We start from the raw sequence: 19,374 nt of genomic DNA, 5'->3' as shown, positions 1-19,374 counted from the left end.
CCTTTCCTTCACGCATAGCAAAACGCCGGGAGGGGCCAAGGGCCACCGTCCCGCACGCCAACATGGAGGCTTTCATGGCTGACCTCACGTCGCATTTCATCGGGATCAAGTCCCCCAACCCGTTCTGGCTGGCCTCGGCCCCGCCGACGGACAAGGAATACAATGTCCGCCGCGCCTTCGAGGCGGGCTGGGGCGGGGTGGTGTGGAAGACGCTGGGCAGCGAAGGCCCGCCCATCGTGAATGTGAACGGCCCGCGCTATGGCGCGATCTGGGGCGCGGATCGGCGTCTGCTGGGGCTGAACAACATCGAGTTGATCACCGACCGCCCGCTGGAGGTGAACCTGGCCGAGATTCGGCGGGTGAAGAAGGATTACCCGGACCGGGCGATGATCATCTCGCTGATGGTGCCCTGCGACGAGGAAAGCTGGAAGGACATCCTTCACCGGATCGAGGATACCGGGGCCGACGGGGTGGAGCTGAACTTCGGCTGCCCGCACGGGATGGCCGAGCGCGGCATGGGATCGGCCGTGGGGCAGGTGCCGGAATATATCGAGATGGTCACCGCCTGGGTGAAGCATTACTCCAAGATGCCCTGCATCGTGAAGCTGACGCCCAATGTCACCTCGATCCTGCCGCCTGCCATGGCGGCGAAGCGGGGCGGGGCGGATGCGGTCAGCCTGATCAACACGGTGAAGTCGATCACCAATGTCGATCTCGACAGTTTCTCGCCCTTCCCGATGATCGACGGGAAAGGGTCGCATGGCGGCTATTGCGGGCCTGCGGTGAAGCCCATCGCGCTGAACATGGTGGGCGAGATCGCGCGGCATGACGTGACGCGGGGCCTGCCGATTTCCGGCATCGGCGGCGTGACCACATGGCGCGATGCGGCGGAGTTCCTGGCCATGGGGGCGGGCAATGTGCAGGTCTGCACGGCGGCCATGACCTATGGGTTCAAGATCGTGCAGGAGATGATCTCGGGCCTGTCGCAATATCTGGACGAGAAGGGCATGACGCTGGACCAGCTTGTCGGTCGCGCGGTGCCGAACTTCGTGGAATGGCAGGACCTGAACCTGAACTACGTCACCAAGGCGCATATCGACCAGGATGCCTGCATCAAATGCGGGCGCTGCTACGCGGCCTGCGAGGATACGAGCCATCAGGCCATCGCCATGACGCCCGAGCGCGTCTTCACCGTCAAGGATGAGGAATGCGTGGCCTGCAACCTCTGCGTCAATGTCTGCCCGGTGGACAATTGCATTACCATGGTCGAGATGCCGAAAGGCGCGACCGACCCGCGCACGGGCAAGGTGGTGGGCGATTACGCCAACTGGACGACCCATCCGAACAATCCGTCGGCGCAGGCGGCGGAGTAACCGGTATCGACGCACCGACCGAAAATTTTTCCCGAAAAATTTTCGGTCACGGACCCGGAAATCTTCCAGTGGAAGATTTCCGGTGGTGCGGCCAGAAAGTTTTCGGGAAAACTTTCTGGCCTGCGGCAGGTTTCAGCAGATCACGTTGATGCGTCCTGCGTTGCAGATGACGATATACTGGTTGTCGCATTCGATGAGGTGATACCCCCGGCGCCGCACTTCGAGTTCGAAGGCTGCACGGCCGATGTCACGGTCGACGTCACGGATGGCACGGCGGATGACGCCGCCCTTTGCAACCGCCTTCGCGGCAAAAAGGCTTTCTGCCCAGGATGTTCGGCGGGGATATGTCATGTCATGTGCCATGCCCGCAGTCTCGCCGCCAAAGGTGAAGGCCCGGTTAACGCCCTTCACACCGCCAGCAGCTTGCGGAACAGCGCCTCCAGATAATCCCCCGCCTCGGCGAAGGGGTCCCGGTCGGGGCCGAGGACGGCGCGGACCTGCATGTCGAAATCGGCATAGTGCTGGGTCAGGGCCCAGATGGAAAAGACAAGGTGATGCGGGGGCAGGCGGGCGATGCGGCCCTGCTCCATCCAGCGCAGCATGACGGCGGCCTTTTCATCCACCAGACGTTTCAGATCGCCTTCGATGGCCTCGCGCATCCGGGGGGCGCCTTGCAGGATCTCATTGGCGAAGAGGCGGCTTTCGCGGGGATAGTCGCGGCTGAGTTCGATCTTGCGCCGCACATAGGCCAGGATTTCGGCCACCGGATCGCCGGCCTCGTCCATCTCGCGCAGGGGGTCGAGCCAGGTTTCCAGCAGGCGTGTGAGCAGGGCCTGATGCATCGCCTCCTTGGAGGGGAAGTAGTAGAGGAGGTTCGGTTTCGACAGGCCCGCGACATCGGCGATCTGGTCCAGCGTCGCGCCGCGGAAGCCATAGGTGGAAAACACCTCAAGCGCCGCTTCGAGGATGGTTTCGGAATTCTTCTGCTGGATGCGGGTGCGGGGACGGGTCATCATGGGTTTCGGGACTTGCGGGGTCGGGCGCTGTGCCTGACCTTGGCGCAATTCCGCGGCGGATGCAAAGCGGTAGGGGGAAGAGGGATGCGGCAGGCTTGCGTGGCGACGGTTCTGGTGGAGGATGCGCGGGTGCGGGTGACGCGCTTCGACTTTGCCCCCGGGGCGGAGACGGGGTGGCATCGGCATGGCCATGACTACGTGATCACCGCGATCACGGATTGCGAGATGGCGCTGGAAGAGCCGGGGGGCGGGGTGCGTCGTGTCACGGTGCCGGCCGGCACGGCCTATCGGCGTGCGGCGGGGGTGGAGCACAATGTCGTCAATGCCGGGACGGCGGAGATGCGCTTTGTCGAGGTCGAACTGCTGTAGCCCGGGCGCGGCAGGGGCCTGGCCCCGCCGCGCCCTGCGCCGTCATTCGACGGCGAGGATCATCAGATATGGCACGGCCACAAGCATGCCCACCACGATGGCGAGCGAGCGGGTCAATCCCTTGAAGTTCATCGGTTCCCTCGTCTGTTGGTTCTGCGTTCCCCTGATCTAGGCATCGCGCGGGCCGGGGGAAGCGGGCAATCACGGGAACGTGAGCGGGAAGGGTCAGGCGCCTTGCAGCAGCGTCTCGATCGCCCGCACGACGAGCCGGTGATCTTCCACTTGCGGCAGGCCCGACACGGTGGCGCAGGCGACTACGCCGGCGCCGGCCACGCAGATCGGCACCGCGCCGCCATTGACGGCGAATTCCGTCTCGGACAGGCCATGTTTCAGCAGCGTGTCGCCCTTGGCCGCCATGTTGCGCCCGACATGAAGTGAGGCGAGGTGGAAATGCAGAGCGGTGTTCGACTTGCGCAGGGCCCAGCGGTCGTTGATCGGGGCCGAGCCGGGCATTGCTAGGTGGAAGAGCGTGCGGTCGGCGGTGCGGATGTCGATGACGATGGGCAGGCGGTCGAGCTTGGCCATGTTCATCAGCGTGAGGCCAAGCCGCAGCGCGGCCTCTTCGGAAAAGGCGGGCAGGATCAGGCGGGCGGCTTCTGCTTCGAGTTCGGAGATGTCCATGGTGGTCCTGCGGTTCCTTCAGGGAGGGGTCAGCCCGCCTTGCGCGCGGTCTTGCGCGTTGCGGTGCGGGTCTTGGCCGGGGCGGCGGTGGCGGCAGCGGCAGCGGCGGCAGCCTGGCGGCGGGCGAGTTCCTCGTCCGACAGAAGCCGTTCCGGCAGCAGATCGACATAGCGGGCGGGCAGGTCATGGGCGCAGGCGCTGCGCCGCACCAGTTCATCCAGCGCCCAGAGCGCGAGGCTGTGGCTGTCGAAGACGGCAGCGGCCAGCAGCGCGACATGCATGAGCTGCCCGTCGGACCAGTCGCCGACATGGCCCGGCTGGCGCAGATAGACCGCGTCGCCATCGACAAGCTGGTCGCCGGTGCGGCGGCGGTTCAGCCGGGCGGCTTGCGAATGGGGCATGGCGATGGATTTGTTGAACAGGAACTTGTGCAGCGTGAAACCCTGTTCGCGCAGGGCGCCATCCACGCCGCCCAGCATCGGTTCGCCCTCGTAGAGTTGCAGGTAGCGGAGTTCGACGATCACGGCCACGGCTTCGGCCAGGGTGCGGCGGGCGTGATCGAAGACCAGTTTCTCGCCCCCCTGGATGTCGATTTTCAGCAGGTCGCAGGGGCCGAGATCGGGCAGGTCGTCCAAGGCGACCGTGGGCAGGGGAACGATCCGGTCCACCCGGCACCAGCGTGGCCGGTCGATGGCGGCATAGGTCGGCAGATAGGGCGGGAAGAGCGAGGTCATGCCGTCGAAGCGGAAGATGTGCAGGTCATGCGTCCTTCCATCCGCCACGGCATGGGGGAAATAGGTTTCGTCCGGCCCCTTGACCTTCTGCAAGGCGGCGAAGGCCTCTTCCTGCGGTTCGAACCCGGTCACCGCGCAGCCGCCCGCGCGCAGCAGCGGCGTATAGGGGGCGGGGTTTATCGGATTGGCCCCGACATCGACGATGGCCGTCTTGCGCGGGAAGGCCAGCCGGTCGAGCAGAAGCCGCGCGGCGGGGTCGAGCGGGGTGCCGGAGCGGGGCTTTGCGGTGGGACCGGGTGGGGCAGGGGCGTCAACCATCACATGTTTCATCTGCAAGGGGCTTTGCACCAAGTCTAGGGGAAGGACGGGCGGATGAATAGCACGAGTTGTGGGGGGGCAGAGCCCGCACCGATCAGGCGGCGCGCTGCACCGTGCCGCGCTGCGGCCGTCCTAACGCGGGGCGACCAGAAGGTTTTCGTTGGCACGGCAGCGCCGGAACCGGGCGCGCAGGGTATAGCCGTTCTCATCGGCCCAGGTCTTGAAGGCGGCCCGGTTGGCATTGTCCACCTCGACGAAGAAGACGGGGCGGCAGCGCTCCAGCATGCCGGACAGGCCGGAGAGAACGGACATCTCCATCCCCTCCACGTCGATCTTGACGAAATCGGGGGTGATGTCGGCCAGCAATTCGTCGCCCCGGCGCAGGGTAATGCTGCCGGGGGCAGCTTCGGCATCGGCGGCTTCCTGAATACGGCCACCGCCGAGGTTGCGGCGGCGGGCCTTGATCACCAGCCCGTCCTCGTTGCGGTCGGACAGGCCGTAGCCGAGTTTCGACCTGTCGCAGCGGTCCAGGAGGCCGTTGAGGCCGAGATTGGTGAGCAGGATTTCGATGGCGAGCGGATTGGGTTCGCAGAGGATGACGCGCGCCGCATGCAGGTATTTCAGCGCATAGATCGCGTGGTTGCCGACATTCGACCCGATATCGCAGAAGACGGCGCCGGGCGGGCACCACTGGCGGATGATCTCAAGCTCTTCCGCCTCGTAGAACTGGCCGGTGGCATGGACTTTCTGGATCGTGTCGCGCGGATCGGCGATGAAGAACTGCACGGGCTGGCCATGGATCACGCTGCGCACGATCTGGCCGGGGGGCGTGACGGTCAACCCTTCCGTCGCCACGGGTTCAACCCGGTGTCTTCTTCCCTGTCCCACGATACCTGCCCCCGACCTGACCCGCCTTCTGGCACGCCCAGTAAGAAAGGAAGGCCGGGGAAGGTCAATGCCCCCACATGGCGGCGCAGGGGGTGGGGGGCAGGGGGTGGGGATTGGCGGTCACAGCGCGCCGATGCCGCGCAGGATGATCTGCTTGACGCTTTCGGTGGCCTCGCGCCATTGCCGGTCTGACAGTGCTGCGCCCGCGTTCAAGGTTTCGATCTGATGGCCGAAATCGGCATAATGCTGCGTCGTGGCCCAGAGCATGTAGAGCAGGTGGCGCGGGTCGATGGGGGCCATCTTGCCTTCGTCGATCCAGCGCCGGATGACCGCGATGCGGCCTTCGGTCCAGTCGCGGAGCGTGGTTTCCAGATAGTCCTGGATGACCGGCGCGCCATGCATCACCTCGGCCGCCCAGACCTTGGACCCGTGCGGGTGGCGGCGCGAAATGTCCATCTTCGCCTCGATATAGGCGCCGATGCCTTCCACCGGGCCTGCCGCGCCGTCGAAGGAGGAGGCGGCGTCGAGCCAGATTTCGAAGATGTTCTGCACCACGCGGCGATAGAGATCTTCCTTGGTGGGGAAGTAGTAATGCAGATTGGCCTTGGGCAGACCGGCCATGTCGGCGATCAGTTGCATGGTCGCCCCGCCGAAGCCCGCCTCGGCAAAGACCTTTTCGGCGGCATCGAGGATGAGGCGTTCATTCTGTTGCCTGATATCCGTGCGGCGGCCGGAGCGGATGCGTGAAACGTGGGCAGATTCGGGCATTGTCGCCTGTGTTTTTCGTTGACCGTCTGGTCAGGTTGTGGTGGCCTTCGTATTGACCATACGGTCAGGATGCGAGTCGATCAACGACGTGGGTGAGCGGGCCGGAGAGCCCGCAGCGCACAGGGAGAGCAAGCGAATGCCAGCACCCGGGGAAAACCTGAGGATCAATTCCGCGCGGCTGTGGGACAGCCTGGAGGAGATGGCCTTGATCGGCCCCGGCGTGGCCGGGGGCTGCAACCGCCAGACGCTGACCGATGCCGACAGCGAGGGGCGGCATCTGTTCCAGCGCTGGTGCGAGGCGGCGGGAATGACCATGGGTGTGGACAGCATGGGCAACATGTTCGCCACGCGGGCAGGGGCGGACCCTGATGCCCTGCCTGTCTATATGGGGTCGCATCTGGATACCCAGCCCACGGGGGGGAAATATGACGGCGTCCTCGGCGTGCTGGGCGCGCTGGAGGTGGTGCGGACGATGAATGACATGGGGGTGAAGACCCGCCGCCCCATCGTGGTGACGAACTGGACCAATGAGGAAGGCGCGCGGTTTGCGCCGGCGATGCTGGCCTCGGGCGTGTTCGCGGGCATCCATACGGAGGACTATGCGAAGTCGCGCAAGGACCTGGAGGGCAAGGTCTTTGGCGAGGAACTGGCGCGCATCGGCTGGGTCGGGACAGAGAAGGTCGGCGCGCGCAAGATGCATGCGATGCTGGAGCTGCATATCGAACAGGGGCCGATCCTGGAGGCGGAAGGGAAGACCATCGGGGTTGTCACCCACGGTCAGGGCCTGTGGTGGCTGGAGATCACGCTGACGGGGAAGGATGCGCATACGGGTTCGACGCCGATGCATATGCGGGTGAATGCGGGGCTGGGCATGGCGCGGATCACCGAGCGGGTGCATCAGATCGCGATGAGCCATCAGCCGAATGCGGTGGGCGCGGTGGGGCAGGTGAAGGTCTTCCCGAATTCGCGCAACGTGATTCCGGGGAAGGTGGTCTTCACGGTGGATATCCGCAGCCCGGAGCAGGCCAAGCTCGACGCGATGAAGGCCGAGGTGATGCGGGCGGCCCATGCGGTGGCGAAGGAGCTGGGTCTGGGCTGCGAGATCGAGGATGTGGGGCATTTCGATCCCGTCACCTTCGACCCCGGCCTGGTGGCCGTGGTGCGCGGCGCGGCAGAGCGGCTGGGCTATTCCCACATGGATATCGTGTCGGGCGCGGGGCATGACGCCTGCTGGATCAACCGCGTGGCGCCGACGGTGATGGTGATGTGTCCCTGCGTGGACGGGCTTTCGCATAACGAGGCGGAGGCGATTTCCCCGGAATGGGCGGCGGCGGGGACGGATGTGCTGCTGCACGCGGCGCTTGAGGTGGCGGAGGTGGTTTCCTGATGGCAACCCCCGGGGGCTGTCTGCCCCCGGACCCCCGAGGATATTTTCGAACAGATGAAGCCGGCAGGTTTCGAGAGGGAGATGAGCCGATGAGCGTGACGATCATCAAGAACGGGACGGTGGTGACGGCGGACCTGTCCTACAAGGCCGATGTGCGGATCGAGGGGGGGAAGATCACCGAGATCGGGCCGGGGCTGAAGGGCGGGACGGAGCTGGATGCGACGGGCTGCTATGTGATGCCGGGGGGCATCGACCCGCATACGCATCTGGAGATGCCCTTCATGGGCACCTATTCGGCCGATGATTTCGAGAGCGGGACGCGGGCGGCGCTGTCGGGTGGCACCACCATGGTCGTCGATTTCGTGCTGCCGGGGCAGGGGCAGGGGCTGATGGATGCGGCCCAGATGTGGCACAACAAATCGGGCCGGGCGAATTGCGACTATTCCTACCACATGGCCGTGACATGGTGGGGCGAGAAGGTCTGGGAGGGCATGGAAGAGAGCGTGAAGGCGGGGATCACCTCCTTCAAGCATTTCATGGCCTATAAGGGCGCGCTGATGGTGAATGATGACGAGTTGTTCTCGTCCTTCCGCCGGGTGGGCGATCTGGGCGGCCTTGCCATGGTCCATGCCGAGAATGGCGATGTGGTGGCGGAACTGACGGCGAAGCTCTTGGCCGAGGGGAATACCGGGCCGGAGGGCCATGCCTATTCCCGCCCGCCGCAGGTGGAGGGGGAGGCCACGAACCGCGCCATCATGATTGCCGACATGGCCGGGGTGCCATTGTATGTCGTCCATGTCTCTTGCGAGGATGCGCATGAGGCGATCCGGCGCGCGCGGGCGGCGGGCAAGCGGGTCTGGGGGGAGCCGCTGATCCAGCATCTGACGCTGGATGAGAGCGAGTATTTCCATCCCGACTGGGACCATGCCGCGCGGCGCGTCATGTCGCCCCCGTTCCGCAACAAGGAGCATCAGGCGTCCTTGTGGGCCGGGCTCATGTCGGGGTCGCTGTCGGTGGTGGCGACGGATCATTGCGCCTTCACGACGGAGCAGAAGCGCTTCGGTCTGGGGAATTTTGCGAAGATACCGAACGGGACAGGGGGATTGGAGGACCGTATCCCGATGCTCTGGACGCATGGGGTGGGGACGGGGCGGTTGACGCCGAATGAGTTCGTGGCCGTCACCTCGACCAATATCGCGAAGATTCTGAACCTCTACCCGAAGAAGGGGGCGGTTCTAGTGGGGGCGGATGCCGATCTTGTGGTGCTGGACCCTTCGAGGGAGAAGGTGATTTCGGCCAGCACGCAGCAATCGGCAATCGACTACAATGTGTTCGAGGGTCACAAAGTGAAGGGTCTGCCGCGTTACGTTCTGACGCGGGGGCAGGTGGCCATCGACGACGGGGCGGTCAAGACGCAGGAAGGGCACGGGAAATTCGTCGGGCGCGAGGCGCGGCCTGCGGTGAACCGGGCGCTGAGCCAGTGGAAGGACCTGACGGCACCGCGCCCTGTGGTGCGGACGGGCATTCCGGCGACGGGGGTGTGATGTGAAGGTCGCCCTCGTCACCGCAGGGGGCAGCGGCATGGGGGCCGCTGCGGCGCGCAAGCTGGCCGAGGACGGGTTTGCCCTGGGCATCCTGTCTTCGTCCGGCAAGGGCGAGGCCTTGGCCGCTGCGCTGGGTGGCTTTGGGGTGACGGGGTCCAATCAATCCGTGGCCGATCTTCAGGCGCTGGTCGATGGGGCGATGGCGCGTTGGGGGCGGGTGGATGTGCTGGTGAACAGTGCCGGACACGGGCCGCGCGGGCCACTCCTGGAAATCACGGATGAGGACTGGCTGCGCGGGCAGGAGGTGTATTTCCTGAACGTGGTGCGCCCCACGCGGTTGGTGACGCCGATCATGCAGGCGCAGGGTGGGGGGGCGATCATCAATATCTCCACCGCCTGGGCCTTTGAACCATCGGCGATGTTTCCCACCAGTGCCGTGGCGCGGGCGGGGCTGGCGGCCTTTACCAAGCTCTTCGCCGACAGCTATGCGGCGGCGAATATCCGGATGAACAATGTGCTGCCGGGCTGGATCGACAGCCTGCCGGGGACGGAGGAACGCGCCGCGATGGTGCCGATGAAGCGCTATGGCACGATGGCGGAGATCGCCGCCGTGGTGGGATTTCTGGCGTCAGACGGCGCGGGGTATATCACCGGGCAGAACCTGCGCGTCGATGGCGGATTGACGAGGTCGGTATGAGGTCAGTCCGCGACCAGCGCCTCAAGCTCCGGCAGCAGGATCACGCTTTCCTGTTCATGCGGGTCTGTGCGCGCGATGACGGCGCGGGCGGGGCCGGGGCCGGGGTTGAAGGGCAGATGCGGCATGTCGGCGGGGATGTAGAGAAGATCACCCGCCTCCACCTCCATCCGATGCTCCAGCGCATTGCCCCAGAACATGGTGGTGACGCCTTCCAGCATGAAGATCGCGGTTTCATGGGTGGCGTGCTTGTGCGCCTTGGCGCGGCCGCCGGGCGGGATGGTCAGGAGATGCATGCAGATCGCCTGCGCGCCGGTCGTCTCGCGGGCGATGCCTTCGAAATAGCTGAAGCCCTGCTTGCCCGCATAGGTCTGATCGGCAGAGGGGCGCAGCTTGCGGCAGAGGGGGCGAGTGTCGGTCGGGGGGGCACTGGTCATGGCGGATGGCTCCGGTCTGGGGACCGGCAGAGCATGGCATGGGTCGGGGGCGGGCGTCAGCCCTCTTCTTCTTCCGTCTCTGCGCCCGGGGCTGGGGCGAAGGTCAGGACCGGGACGGTGAACAAGTCGTCATCCAGGTCTTCGGGCGTGGGGGCGAAGGCGAGTGTTCCGGGCATGGGCTTGGGGGTCCGTCTGGGGGCGCAGGGCAAGACTGCCCGAGGGGCGCAAAGATTTCATGACGGTGCGCGGGGCCGCGCCGGGGAACAGGTGGGATGAAGGATACGTTGACCGCAGGCGCGCCGGTGATCGAGGCGAAGGGGTTGAACCTGACGTTCCAGACGGGGGACGGGCCGGTTCATGCGCTGAAGGATGTGAACCTGACGGTGAACCGGGGGGATTTCGTGTCCTTCATCGGGCCGTCCGGCTGTGGCAAGACCACCTTCCTGCGCTGCGTGGCGGCGCTGGAACATCCGACGGGCGGCAGCCTGACGGTGAACGGGATGAGCCCTGACGAGGCGCGGCGGAAGCGGGCCTATGGCTATGTGTTTCAGGCGGCGGGGCTTTACCCGTGGCGGACGATTGCGGGGAACATCGCGCTGCCATTGGAGATCATGGGGTTTTCCAAGGCCGAACAGGCGGAGCGGATCGAGCGGGTGCTGGATCTGGTGGAGTTGAAGGGGTTCGGGAAGAAATTCCCGTGGCAGCTTTCGGGCGGGATGCAGCAGCGGGCGAGCATCGCGCGGGCCCTGGCCTTTGATGCCGATATCCTGCTGATGGATGAACCTTTCGGCGCGCTGGACGAGATCGTGCGCGACCGTCTGAACGAGGAAGTGCTGAAGCTCTGGGCGGCGACGGGCAAGACCATCGGTTTCGTCACCCATTCGATCCCGGAGGCTGTCTATCTGTCCACCAAGATCGTGGTGATGTCGCCCCGTCCGGGGCGGATCACCGATGTGATCGACAGCCCCTTGCCGAAGGAGCGGCCCTTGGACATCCGCGACAGCCGCGAATTCATCGAGATCGCCCATCGCGTGCGCGAGGGCTTGCGGGCGGGGCATGGCGATGAGGTGTGACGCTTTGCGCAACGGGATGCGGCGATGGGAAAAGGCGCGGGGCCTTGCGCCCGCCACGGGCGTTGCGCTTAGGTATTTGGGCCAGGGTGAAGCCGGGGGTGGCGCATGAGCGCGGGGCTGGTGCTGTGGCTGTCGGGGGCGATGGCGGCCTTCATCGCGGCCAATTCGGTGCTGCGCGCCTATGCCGGATCGGGGGCCTGGCCGACGCTGGTTCTGGCCCTGTTCTGCTTTCTTGTGGGCAATCTGATGATGGTGCGCCTGATGCGGGAAAGCGGGCTGGCGCTGGCGGTGTCGATCTCGTCCGTCGTGCAACTGGTGGCGCTGGCTCTAATCGGGGTGTTCTGGTTCGGCGAAAGGCTGACGGGGTTGCAGACGGCGGGCGTGGTGCTGGGCATCGTGGCAGTGGCGATGATCGCCTGGCCGCAGGGAGCGCAGAGATGAGGGAGAAGGCGCTTCCCGTTCTGGCCGTGCTGGGGATCATCGTGGTGATCTGGTATGCGGCGGCGGTCTGGATGAATTCGACCTGGGTCTATGACCAGGCCGAGCGGGCGGGGACGACCGTCAGCTTTGCCGAGATGGTGCCGCAGACCATGGCGCAGGAGCGGCCCCTGCTGCCGCCCCCGCATCAGGTGGCGGCGGAGCTTTGGAAAGGCGTCGCCGGGCAGGCGGTCACCAGCAAGCGCAGCCTTGTCTATCATGGCTTTGTCACCTTCCGGGGCACGATGATGGGCTTTGCCCTGGGCATCGTCTTCGGCGTGGCGATGGCCGTGTCCATCGTGCGCTTCCGGGTGATGGAGATGAGCGTGATGCCCTGGGCGATCATCAGCCAGACCATCCCCATCGTGGCGCTGGCGCCGATGATCCTGACGGTGGCGAACCAGTTGGGCATCGACAGCCGCGAGGTGCCGAAGGCGATCATCAGCGCTTATCTGTCCTTCTTCCCTGTGCTTGTCAGCATGGTGAAGGGGCTGCGGTCGCCCGATGCGATGCAGCTTGACCTGCTAAAGACCTATAATGCCTCGGAGGGTGAGACCTTCTGGAAGCTGCGGCTGCCCGCCTCCATGCCCTATTTCTTTGCCAGTCTGAAAGTGGCGGTGGCGGCGGCGCTGATCGGGACGATCGTGGGCGAATTGCCGACGGGCGCGATCGAGGGCCTTGGCGCGCGGATGCTGATCGGCAGCCAGTTCGGCGAGCCGCTGATCATGTGGGCGGCGCTGTTCGCGGCGGCGATCCTGGCGGGGCTGCTGATCCTTGTGGTGGGCGCGGTGGAGCAGATGGCGCGGCGGCGGATGGGGGTTCCGGCATGACCTGGCTGGGCGGGGCGATCCTGTTCTGGATGGCGGCTTGGGCGGTGAATGCCGCCGTGGCGCGGTCCGCCTTTGGCAAGGGCCGGGCGGGACGGCTGTTCGTGCCTGTGCTCTTTGGCATCACGGTGCTGGTGCTGTGGGAAGGTGTGGTGCGCGGCTTTGGCGTGCAGCCCGTGATCCTGCCCGCGCCCAGCCTGATCGGGGTGAAGATCGCCGGGTCGCTGGAGGTGCTCTGGGCGGATTTCATGCAGACCGTGGTGAAGGGGGCGCTGTCGGGCTTTGTCATGGGGGTGGGGGCGGCCTTCGCCACGGCCATCGCCATCGACCGCGTTCCCTTCCTGCAACGGGGGTTGCTGCCCATCGGGAATTTCGTGGCGGCCCTGCCCATCGTCGGCCTCGCCCCCATCCTCGTGATGTGGTTCGGCTTTGACTGGCAGTCCAAGGCGGCGGTTGTCGTCGTCATGGTCTTCTTCCCGGTGCTGGTGAACCTTGTCGCGGGCCTTCAGGCGAGCGAGCGGATGCAGCGCGACTTGATGGCCACCTGGGGGGCAAGCTACTGGCAGACGCTGCTGAAGCTGCGGCTGCCGGCGGCCATGCCCTTCTTCTTCAACGGACTTAAAATTGCATCGACTCTGGCCCTGATCGGGGCGATTGTGGCCGAGTTCTTCGGCAGTCCGATCTATGGCATGGGGTTCCGCATCTCGACCGAGGTGGGGCGACTTGGCCTTGACATGGTTTGGGCCACGATTGCCGTGGCGGCCCTGGCGGGGTCGATGCTCTACGGGGCGATCACGCTGATCGAGAAATGGGTGACCTTCTGGCATCCGTCGCAGAGGCATTAACGAAGGTCCGCGCAGAACGCGGGCCGCAACATGGAGGTTGAACGATGAAGAAATGGCTGACTGGCGCGCTGTTTGCGGCCATGGCAGGCACGGCGCAGGCCGAGGATGTGACGCTGCAACTGAAATGGGTCACGCAGGCCCAGTTCGCGGGCTATTACGTGGCGCAGGCCAAGGGGTTCTATGAAGAGGAAGGTCTGAACGTCACGATCAAGCCGGGTGGCCCGGACATCGCGCCGACGCAGGTGATCGCGGGCGGCGGGGCCGATGTGATCGTGGAATGGATGCCGGCCGCGCTGGCCGCGCGGGAAAAGGGCCTGCCGCTGGTGAACATCGCGCAGCCCTTTGCCAGCTCGGGCATGATGCTGACCTGCCTGAAGGAGACGGGCATCACCAGCCCCGCCGATTTCGCCGACAAGACGCTGGGCGTGTGGTTCTTCGGGAATGAATATCCCTTCCTGAGCTGGATGAGCCAGCTTGGCCTTGCCACCGATGGTTCGGCGGGCGGCGTGACGGTGCTGAAGCAGGGCTTCAACGTCGATCCACTGTTGCAGAAGCAGGCGGCCTGCATCTCGACCATGACCTATAACGAATACTGGCAGGTGATCGACGCGGGCATCGCGCCCGAGGATCTGGTGACCTTCAAGTATGAGGATCAGGGCGTGGCGACGCTGGAGGACGGGCTTTATGTCCTTGAAGACCGTCTGGCTGACCCGGCCTTCCAGGAGACGATGGTGAAATTCGTCCGCGCCTCTATGAAGGGCTGGAAATACGCCGAGGCGAATCCGGACGAGGCGGCGATGATCGTGCTGGAGAATGACGAGACCGGCGCACAGACCGAGAACCACCAGAAGCGGATGATGGGCGAAGTGGCCAAGCTGACCGCCGGGTCGAATGGCGCGCTGGACGTGGCAGCGGCGGAGCGCACGGTCGCCTCGCTTCTGTCGGGCGGGTCGGACCCTGTCATCACCAAGGCGCCGGAAGGGGCCTGGACCAGCGTCATCACCGACGCGGCGCTGCAATAATCGTCTGACGGCGTGAAACCGGGGCGCGCGCGGGGCAACCTGCGCGCGCCCTTTTCATGCCTGCACCTCGGATGCCGGAGTGCAGCCGGGGGATTTGTAAAGTTTTCAACCTCCTGTAAATTCCGGCCCGTGGATGGAGGAACGGCATGGCACGGGCGGCGCTGACGGGAACGCGGCTGCGGGAGCGGCGCATGGCGCTGGGGCTGCGGCAGGCCGATGTGGCGGCGGCGGTGGGCGTTTCGGCCCCCTATCTGAACCTGATCGAACATAACCGGCGGCGGGTGTCGCCCCGGCTCCTTGAGGCGCTGGCTGGCCGTCTGGGCGTGGATGTGGAGATGCTGGCCGAGGGGGCAGAGGGCGCGCAGATCGAGGAGTTGCGCACCGCCGCGACGGCCCTGCCCGGCAGCGGCGCGGAACTGGACCGGGCCGAGGAATTCGCCGGCCGCTTTCCCGGCTGGGCGGCGCTGGCGCGGGGTCTGGCGCGGCGGGTCGCCTCGCTGGAGCGGGCGGTCGAGGCGCTGAATGACCGGCTGACCCATGATCCGCATCTGTCGGATTCGCTGCATGAGGTGCTGTCGGCGGTGGCATCGGTCCGGTCCACCGCATCGATCCTGGCCGAGACGGAGGATATCGAACCGGAATGGCGGGCGCGCTTTCTGAAGAACCTGCATGGCGACAGTGAGAGGCTTGCACTGGGGGCAGAGGCGCTGGTGGCCTTTCTGGATGGGTCCGACCGGGCCGAGGCGCAGGTCGGCATCGCGCCGCAGGAAGAGGTGGAGGCCTGGCTTGCGGGGCGCGGCTGGCATCTGGCCGAGCTGGAGCCGGGCGGGCCGGGGGCTGCGGCGCTGGAGGCCGAGATTGCCGGGCTGGCCTCTGCGGCGGCGCGGGGGCTGGCGCGGGACTGGATCGCCGTCATGGCGCGGGATGCGGCGCGGGTGCCGCTGGCCGCGCTGGAGCCGGGGGCCGATCCGGTGCGGCTTGCCACCATGCTGGGGGTGGAGGTGACGGTGGTGCTGCGGCGCCTCGCGCTGTCGCCGGGGGCGGAGGCCGGGCTTGCCATCTGCGATGCATCGGGCGCGCTGGTGCTGCGCAAGCCTGCGGAAGGCTTCGGCTTTCCCCGATTTGGATCGGCCTGCCCGCTCTGGCCGCTTTATGCGGCGCTGGGGCGGCCGGGCAGCCCGGTCACGGCCGATCTGGTGGCGGCGGGGCGCGGCGGGCGGCGTTTTCGGGCCGTGGCCTTCTGCGCGTCGCGGCATCCGGAAGGCCTGGGCGGGGTGGAACTGCGCGAGGCGGTGATGCTGGTTGCGCCGCTGCGCGGGGGGACGCAGCCGGGGGGAGGGGCGCAGGTTGTGGGATCGTCCTGCCGGGTCTGCGCCCGCGGCGATTGCCCGGCGCGGCGCGAGCCTTCGATCCTGACGGATGCGGCGGTAGGCTAGGCCCGTCCACATGCCCTTTTGACAGGCGCGTGGGTTCTGGGGCATCGTTCGGCAAGAGCCGCGCGTCAGACGCGGCGGGGAGAGGGCCGCGCATGCGCCCCTTTCTCGGGAGGGGAACGGAATGACAAGCCATGTCCTGCTGATCGAGGACGAACCCAATATCGCCGAGGCGATCCGCTTCCTGCTGAGCCGCGAAGGCTGCCGCGTTTCCACCCTGCATGACGGGATCGGCGCCGCCGAGGCAGTGCGGACGGAACGGCCCGATCTGGTGATCCTCGACCTGATGCTGCCGGGCTGTTCGGGGCTCGACGTGGTGGAGGCGATCCGCGCCCATCCCGAGACCGGCGATACGCCGGTGATGATGCTGACGGCCAAGGGGCAGGGCCGCGACCGCGAGGCGGCGGAAAAGGCGGGCGTGACGCTGTTCATGACCAAGCCCTTCTCGAATGCCGAAATGCTGGCCTCGGTCCGGGCGCTTGTCGGGAAATGAAGCAGCGGCGGGTGCCCTTGTTCCTGAAACGGCGCAGCTATCGCAAGCGCCGCCTGCGCGATGCGGCACGGATGCTGCCGGTGTTCGGCCTTTTCCTGCTGCTCGTGCCCGTGCTCTGGCGACCAGCCGAGACGGTGCGGGCCGATACGGCGCCGGATGGCATCTATCTGTTCGTCGTCTGGTTCGGGCTGATCCTTGTCGCCGCGCTGATGGCGCCGGGCCTGACCGAGGAGAGCGGCGGCGACGATCCCGAGGAGGGCTGAGCCATGCCCTTCAACCTGCTTGTCCTCGCCTGCCTCGGCTATGTGGCCTTTCTCTTCGCCGTGGCCTTCCTGGCCGAAAGGCGGGCCGCGATGGGGCGGGTGGGATGGCTTCGGTCGCCCCTGATCTATACGCTGTCTCTGTCGATCTACTGCACGGCCTGGACCTTTTACGGCGCGGTGGGCTATGCGGCGCGGTCGGGGCTGGAATTCCTGACCATCTATCTCGGCCCCACGCTCGTCTTCGTGGGCTGGTGGCTCTTGCTGCGCAAGCTGGTGCGGATCGGGCGGCAGCAACGGGTGACGTCGATTGCCGACCTGATTTCATCCCGCTTTGGCAAGTCGAACCTTCTGGGGATCGTGGTCACGCTTTTGGCGGTGGTGGCCGCCACGCCCTATATCGCGCTGCAACTGCAATCCGTGACGCTGTCCTTCGCCGTCTTCGCCAGCGAGACGCCGGAGGGCTGGGCGCTGCCGGACCGGGATGCGACGGCGATCTGGGTTGCGGCCGGGCTGGCGCTGTTCACCATCCTCTTCGGCACCCGCAACCTTGACGCCAATGAACAGCATCACGGCGTGGTGCTGGCCATCGCGGTGGAGGCGGTGGTGAAGCTGCTTGCCCTGCTGGCGGTGGGGGTCTTTGTCGTCTGGGGGCTGGCCGGGGGGCCGGCCGATGTCTTTGCCCGGATCGAGGCATCGGAACTGCGCGACTGGCCATTGGAACCGGGGCGCTGGACCGGGCTGATCTTCGTTTCGGCCGCCGCCGTGATCTGCCTGCCGCGAATGTTCCAGGTCATGGTGGTGGAGGGGGGGGATGAGCGCCACCTTGCCCGCGCAAGCTGGGCCTTCCCGGCTTATCTGCTGCTGATGAGCCTCTTCATCGTGCCGATCGCGGTGGTCGGGCTGGAGCGGATGCCGGACGGGGCCAATCCCGACATGTTCGTCCTGACGCTGCCGCTGGCCGAAGGGCAGGGCACGCTGGCCATGCTGGCCTTCCTTGGCGGTTTTTCCTCTGCCACCTCGATGGTGATCGTGGAAAGCATCGCGCTGGCCACGATGGTATCGAACCATGTGGTCATGCCGATCTGGCTGAAGCTGCGGCCCAAGGCGGCGCTGACGGGGGATGTCCGGCGGACGGTGATCCTGTCGCGGCGGCTGGCCATCGTGGCGGTGCTGTCGCTGGGCTATCTCTACTATCGCATGTCGGGGGGATCGGCGGCGCTGGCGGCCATCGGCCTGATCGCCTTTGTCGGCATGGCGCAGGTGATGCCCGTCCTCGTGGGCGGCCTGTTCTGGCGGGGGGCGACGAAGGTCGGCGCGGTGGCGGGGCTGGTGACCGGCTTCGTCGTCTGGGCCTATACGCTCTATCTGCCTTCCTTCGGGCCGGATGCGGCCCTGTCGGCGGCGGTCTTCGCCGAGGGGCCGGGCGGCATCGGCTGGCTGCGGCCGCAGGCCCTGTTCGGGGTGGAGGGGCTGGACCCGCTGCTGCATGCGCTGGTCTGGTCCATCGCGCTCAATACCTTTGCCTTCTGCCTTTTCTCCGTGCTCACCTTCCCCGGCCCGGTGGAGCGGATGCAGGGCGCGGCCTTCGTCAATGTCTTTGATGCCGAGGCGGCAGGACCCAAAGGCTGGACCCGCGGCTGGGCGGAGCCTGAGGCGCTTTTGATGATGACCCAGCGCATCCTGGGCGAGGAGGCGGCGCTGGCGCTCTTTGCCGCCGAGGCGCGGGCGCAGGGGAAGGACGGCTTCCTGCCCGAACCCACGCCGGATTTCGTCGCGGGGCTGGAGCGGCGGCTGGCCGGTTCGGTGGGCGCCGCCACTGCCCATGCGATGATCAGCCAGCTTGTGGGACGGGCGACCGTGTCGGTCGAGGATCTGATGGCGGTGGCCAACGAGACCGCGCAGATCATGGAATATTCGGCCCAGCTTGAAACCCAGCGCGAGGAACTGACCCGCACCGCCCAGCAATTGCGCGAGGCGAATGAGAAGCTGACCCAGCTTTCGGTGCAGAAGGATGCCTTCCTCAGCCAGATCAGCCATGAATTGCGCACGCCCATGACCTCCATCCGGGCCTTTTCGGAGATTCTGACCGAAGGCGACCTGCCGCCCGAGATGGTGGCCAATTACGGGCGCATCATCCATGAAGAGGCGATCCGCCTGACCCGGCTGCTCGACGATCTTCTGGACCTGTCGGTGCTGGAGAACGGGTCGGTGCAACTGAACATCGGTCTGGCCAATCTTCAGCAACTGATCGACCGGGCGCTGGCGGCGGCGGGCCATACCCGGCCGGAGCGCAGCTTCCTCATCCTGCGCGATCTTCCGGCCGAAAACCTTTTCGTGCGGACCGATGCCGACCGTCTGGTGCAGGTCTTCATCAACCTGATCTCGAATGCGCGGAAATATTGCGATGCCGCCGCGCCGGAACTGCGGATCGTGGTGCGGCAGCGGGCCGGGCGCGTGTCGGTGGATTTCATCGACAACGGATCGGGCATCCCCAAGCAGAGCCAGCGGATCATCTTCGAGAAATTCGCCCGCCTGACCGATCAGACACGGGCGGGCGGCGCGGGGCTGGGCCTGGCCATCTGCCGCGAGGTGATGGCCAATCTGGGCGGCGGGATAGACTATCTGCCGGGGCAGGGCGGCGCGGCCTTCCGGGTGACGCTGCCGCTGCGGCTGGAACAGAAGGCCGCGTAACCCTTTCTTCACCGAATCGCGGCAGTCTTTCAGCCAGGCGG

21 protein-coding genes are annotated in these 19,374 nt (G+C 66.2%); 14 read left to right on the top strand and 7 right to left on the bottom strand.

The genetic code is table 11. The features are described from left to right. The first annotated feature begins 74 nt into the window (after nt 1-74). The gene (gene preA / locus C0V75_RS08470) at nt 75-1,373 is read left to right on the top strand and encodes an NAD-dependent dihydropyrimidine dehydrogenase subunit PreA (protein WP_101920777.1); all 1,299 of its coding nucleotides are present in this window, start codon (nt 75-77) and stop codon (nt 1,371-1,373) included. Between the two features lie 132 nt (nt 1,374-1,505). Here the strand turns inward: preA and C0V75_RS08465 are convergent, their stop codons facing one another. Next, nucleotides 1,506-1,724, bottom strand: coding sequence for a hypothetical protein (locus C0V75_RS08465; protein WP_254216408.1), 219 nt, complete (start codon nt 1,722-1,724; stop codon nt 1,506-1,508). A 56-nt stretch (nt 1,725-1,780) separates the two neighbouring features. Beyond that, nucleotides 1,781-2,386 carry a TetR family transcriptional regulator C-terminal domain-containing protein gene (locus C0V75_RS08460; RefSeq protein WP_101920775.1) on the bottom strand — a complete coding sequence of 202 codons (606 nt, stop codon included), beginning with the start codon at nt 2,384-2,386 and terminating at the stop codon, nt 1,781-1,783. An 87-nt stretch (nt 2,387-2,473) separates the two neighbouring features. On the opposite strand from C0V75_RS08460, the gene C0V75_RS08455 reads away from it, so the two are divergent. Then, nucleotides 2,474-2,758 carry a cupin domain-containing protein gene (locus C0V75_RS08455; protein ID WP_101920440.1) on the top strand — a complete coding sequence of 95 codons (285 nt, stop codon included), beginning with the start codon at nt 2,474-2,476 and terminating at the stop codon, nt 2,756-2,758. Between the two features lie 225 nt (nt 2,759-2,983). Here the strand turns inward: C0V75_RS08455 and C0V75_RS08450 are convergent, their stop codons facing one another. From C0V75_RS08450 to C0V75_RS08435, 4 genes are all read right to left on the bottom strand, one after another. After that, complete coding sequence (locus tag C0V75_RS08450; RefSeq protein WP_101920439.1) at nt 2,984-3,439, bottom strand: heme-degrading domain-containing protein; 456 nt, start codon at nt 3,437-3,439, stop codon at nt 2,984-2,986. A gap of 29 nt (nt 3,440-3,468) precedes the next feature. After that, on the bottom strand, nt 3,469-4,491 hold the full coding sequence (locus C0V75_RS08445) for an FkbM family methyltransferase (protein ID WP_158241807.1): 1,023 nt from the start codon (nt 4,489-4,491) through the stop codon (nt 3,469-3,471). A 132-nt stretch (nt 4,492-4,623) separates the two neighbouring features. Next, on the bottom strand, nt 4,624-5,331 hold the full coding sequence (locus C0V75_RS08440; protein ID WP_158241806.1) for an FkbM family methyltransferase: 708 nt from the start codon (nt 5,329-5,331) through the stop codon (nt 4,624-4,626). 168 nt (nt 5,332-5,499) lie between these two features. Continuing rightward, nucleotides 5,500-6,147 (bottom strand): TetR/AcrR family transcriptional regulator, encoded by a 648-nt coding sequence (locus C0V75_RS08435; RefSeq protein ID WP_101920436.1) that lies wholly within the window; start codon nt 6,145-6,147, stop codon nt 5,500-5,502. A gap of 136 nt (nt 6,148-6,283) precedes the next feature. Here C0V75_RS08435 and C0V75_RS08430 point away from each other — a divergent pair, with 136 nt between their 5' ends. From C0V75_RS08430 to C0V75_RS08420, 3 genes are all read left to right on the top strand, one after another. After that, nucleotides 6,284-7,534, top strand: coding sequence for a Zn-dependent hydrolase (locus C0V75_RS08430; RefSeq protein ID WP_101920435.1), 1,251 nt, complete (start codon nt 6,284-6,286; stop codon nt 7,532-7,534). A gap of 89 nt (nt 7,535-7,623) precedes the next feature. Then, a complete protein-coding gene (hydA, locus tag C0V75_RS08425; RefSeq protein WP_101920434.1) occupies nt 7,624-9,078 on the top strand; it encodes a dihydropyrimidinase in 1,455 nt (484 codons plus the stop codon). Between the two features lies 1 nt (nt 9,079). Further along, on the top strand, nt 9,080-9,775 hold the full coding sequence (locus C0V75_RS08420; RefSeq protein WP_256377157.1) for an SDR family oxidoreductase: 696 nt from the start codon (nt 9,080-9,082) through the stop codon (nt 9,773-9,775). 2 nt (nt 9,776-9,777) lie between these two features. On the opposite strand, the gene C0V75_RS08415 is transcribed toward C0V75_RS08420, so the two are convergent. Beyond that, nucleotides 9,778-10,209 (bottom strand): cupin domain-containing protein, encoded by a 432-nt coding sequence (locus C0V75_RS08415; RefSeq protein ID WP_101920433.1) that lies wholly within the window; start codon nt 10,207-10,209, stop codon nt 9,778-9,780. A 272-nt stretch (nt 10,210-10,481) separates the two neighbouring features. On the opposite strand from C0V75_RS08415, the gene C0V75_RS08410 reads away from it, so the two are divergent. The 9 genes from C0V75_RS08410 (at nt 10,482) to C0V75_RS08370 (ending at nt 19,333) form a co-directional block, all read left to right on the top strand. Continuing rightward, nucleotides 10,482-11,282, top strand: coding sequence for an ABC transporter ATP-binding protein (locus C0V75_RS08410; protein WP_101920432.1), 801 nt, complete (start codon nt 10,482-10,484; stop codon nt 11,280-11,282). 105 nt (nt 11,283-11,387) lie between these two features. Then, the gene (locus tag C0V75_RS08405; RefSeq protein ID WP_101920431.1) at nt 11,388-11,723 is read left to right on the top strand and encodes an EamA family transporter; all 336 of its coding nucleotides are present in this window, start codon (nt 11,388-11,390) and stop codon (nt 11,721-11,723) included. Continuing rightward, a complete protein-coding gene (locus C0V75_RS08400; protein WP_101920430.1) occupies nt 11,720-12,589 on the top strand; it encodes an ABC transporter permease in 870 nt (289 codons plus the stop codon). Before C0V75_RS08405 ends, C0V75_RS08400 begins: the two co-directional genes overlap by 4 nt. Next, nucleotides 12,586-13,431, top strand: a complete 846-nt coding sequence (locus C0V75_RS08395; protein ID WP_101920429.1) for an ABC transporter permease — start codon at nt 12,586-12,588, stop codon at nt 13,429-13,431. The genes C0V75_RS08400 and C0V75_RS08395 overlap by 4 nt, the downstream gene beginning before the upstream one ends. A 44-nt stretch (nt 13,432-13,475) precedes the next feature. Beyond that, nucleotides 13,476-14,453, top strand: a complete 978-nt coding sequence (locus C0V75_RS08390; RefSeq protein ID WP_101920428.1) for an ABC transporter substrate-binding protein — start codon at nt 13,476-13,478, stop codon at nt 14,451-14,453. Between the two features lie 146 nt (nt 14,454-14,599). Beyond that, the gene (locus tag C0V75_RS08385) at nt 14,600-15,889 is read left to right on the top strand and encodes an XRE family transcriptional regulator (RefSeq protein WP_101920427.1); all 1,290 of its coding nucleotides are present in this window, start codon (nt 14,600-14,602) and stop codon (nt 15,887-15,889) included. A 121-nt stretch (nt 15,890-16,010) separates the two neighbouring features. Then, nucleotides 16,011-16,379 carry a response regulator transcription factor gene (locus C0V75_RS08380; RefSeq protein WP_101920426.1) on the top strand — a complete coding sequence of 123 codons (369 nt, stop codon included), beginning with the start codon at nt 16,011-16,013 and terminating at the stop codon, nt 16,377-16,379. Then, nucleotides 16,376-16,642: a hypothetical protein gene (locus C0V75_RS08375; RefSeq protein ID WP_101920425.1), complete on the top strand. Its 267-nt coding sequence runs from the start codon at nt 16,376-16,378 to the stop codon at nt 16,640-16,642. The genes C0V75_RS08380 and C0V75_RS08375 overlap by 4 nt, the downstream gene beginning before the upstream one ends. A 3-nt stretch (nt 16,643-16,645) precedes the next feature. After that, nucleotides 16,646-19,333 carry an ATP-binding protein gene (locus C0V75_RS08370; protein ID WP_101920424.1) on the top strand — a complete coding sequence of 896 codons (2,688 nt, stop codon included), beginning with the start codon at nt 16,646-16,648 and terminating at the stop codon, nt 19,331-19,333. Nucleotides 19,334-19,374 lie beyond the last annotated feature (41 nt).

This window comes from Tabrizicola sp. TH137 (assembly GCF_002855575.1).
Lineage (GTDB): Bacteria > Pseudomonadota > Alphaproteobacteria > Rhodobacterales > Rhodobacteraceae > Paragemmobacter.
The sequence above is the reverse complement of the archived record's forward strand: the minus strand, read 5'-3'. Positions and strand labels throughout refer to the sequence as shown.

Bases quoted from the DNA above. Each gene is read 5' to 3' on its own strand.
- preA (WP_101920777.1), top strand. From the start codon at position 75: ATGGCTGACCTCACGTCGCATTTCATCGGGATCAAGTCCCCCAACCCG.
- C0V75_RS08465 (WP_254216408.1), bottom strand. From the start codon at position 1,724: ATGACATATCCCCGCCGAACATCCTGGGCAGAAAGCCTTTTTGCCGCG.
- C0V75_RS08460 (WP_101920775.1), bottom strand. From the start codon at position 2,386: ATGACCCGTCCCCGCACCCGCATCCAGCAGAAGAATTCCGAAACCATC.
- C0V75_RS08455 (WP_101920440.1), top strand. From the start codon at position 2,474: ATGCGGCAGGCTTGCGTGGCGACGGTTCTGGTGGAGGATGCGCGGGTG.
- C0V75_RS08450 (WP_101920439.1), bottom strand. From the start codon at position 3,439: ATGGACATCTCCGAACTCGAAGCAGAAGCCGCCCGCCTGATCCTGCCC.
- C0V75_RS08445 (WP_158241807.1), bottom strand. From the start codon at position 4,491: ATGGTTGACGCCCCTGCCCCACCCGGTCCCACCGCAAAGCCCCGCTCC.
- C0V75_RS08435 (WP_101920436.1), bottom strand. From the start codon at position 6,147: ATGCCCGAATCTGCCCACGTTTCACGCATCCGCTCCGGCCGCCGCACG.
- C0V75_RS08430 (WP_101920435.1), top strand. From the start codon at position 6,284: ATGCCAGCACCCGGGGAAAACCTGAGGATCAATTCCGCGCGGCTGTGG.
- hydA (WP_101920434.1), top strand. From the start codon at position 7,624: ATGAGCGTGACGATCATCAAGAACGGGACGGTGGTGACGGCGGACCTG.
- C0V75_RS08415 (WP_101920433.1), bottom strand. From the start codon at position 10,209: ATGACCAGTGCCCCCCCGACCGACACTCGCCCCCTCTGCCGCAAGCTG.
- C0V75_RS08410 (WP_101920432.1), top strand. From the start codon at position 10,482: ATGAAGGATACGTTGACCGCAGGCGCGCCGGTGATCGAGGCGAAGGGG.
- C0V75_RS08405 (WP_101920431.1), top strand. From the start codon at position 11,388: ATGAGCGCGGGGCTGGTGCTGTGGCTGTCGGGGGCGATGGCGGCCTTC.
- C0V75_RS08400 (WP_101920430.1), top strand. From the start codon at position 11,720: ATGAGGGAGAAGGCGCTTCCCGTTCTGGCCGTGCTGGGGATCATCGTG.
- C0V75_RS08395 (WP_101920429.1), top strand. From the start codon at position 12,586: ATGACCTGGCTGGGCGGGGCGATCCTGTTCTGGATGGCGGCTTGGGCG.
- C0V75_RS08390 (WP_101920428.1), top strand. From the start codon at position 13,476: ATGAAGAAATGGCTGACTGGCGCGCTGTTTGCGGCCATGGCAGGCACG.
- C0V75_RS08385 (WP_101920427.1), top strand. From the start codon at position 14,600: ATGGCACGGGCGGCGCTGACGGGAACGCGGCTGCGGGAGCGGCGCATG.
- C0V75_RS08380 (WP_101920426.1), top strand. From the start codon at position 16,011: ATGACAAGCCATGTCCTGCTGATCGAGGACGAACCCAATATCGCCGAG.
- C0V75_RS08375 (WP_101920425.1), top strand. From the start codon at position 16,376: ATGAAGCAGCGGCGGGTGCCCTTGTTCCTGAAACGGCGCAGCTATCGC.
- C0V75_RS08370 (WP_101920424.1), top strand. From the start codon at position 16,646: ATGCCCTTCAACCTGCTTGTCCTCGCCTGCCTCGGCTATGTGGCCTTT.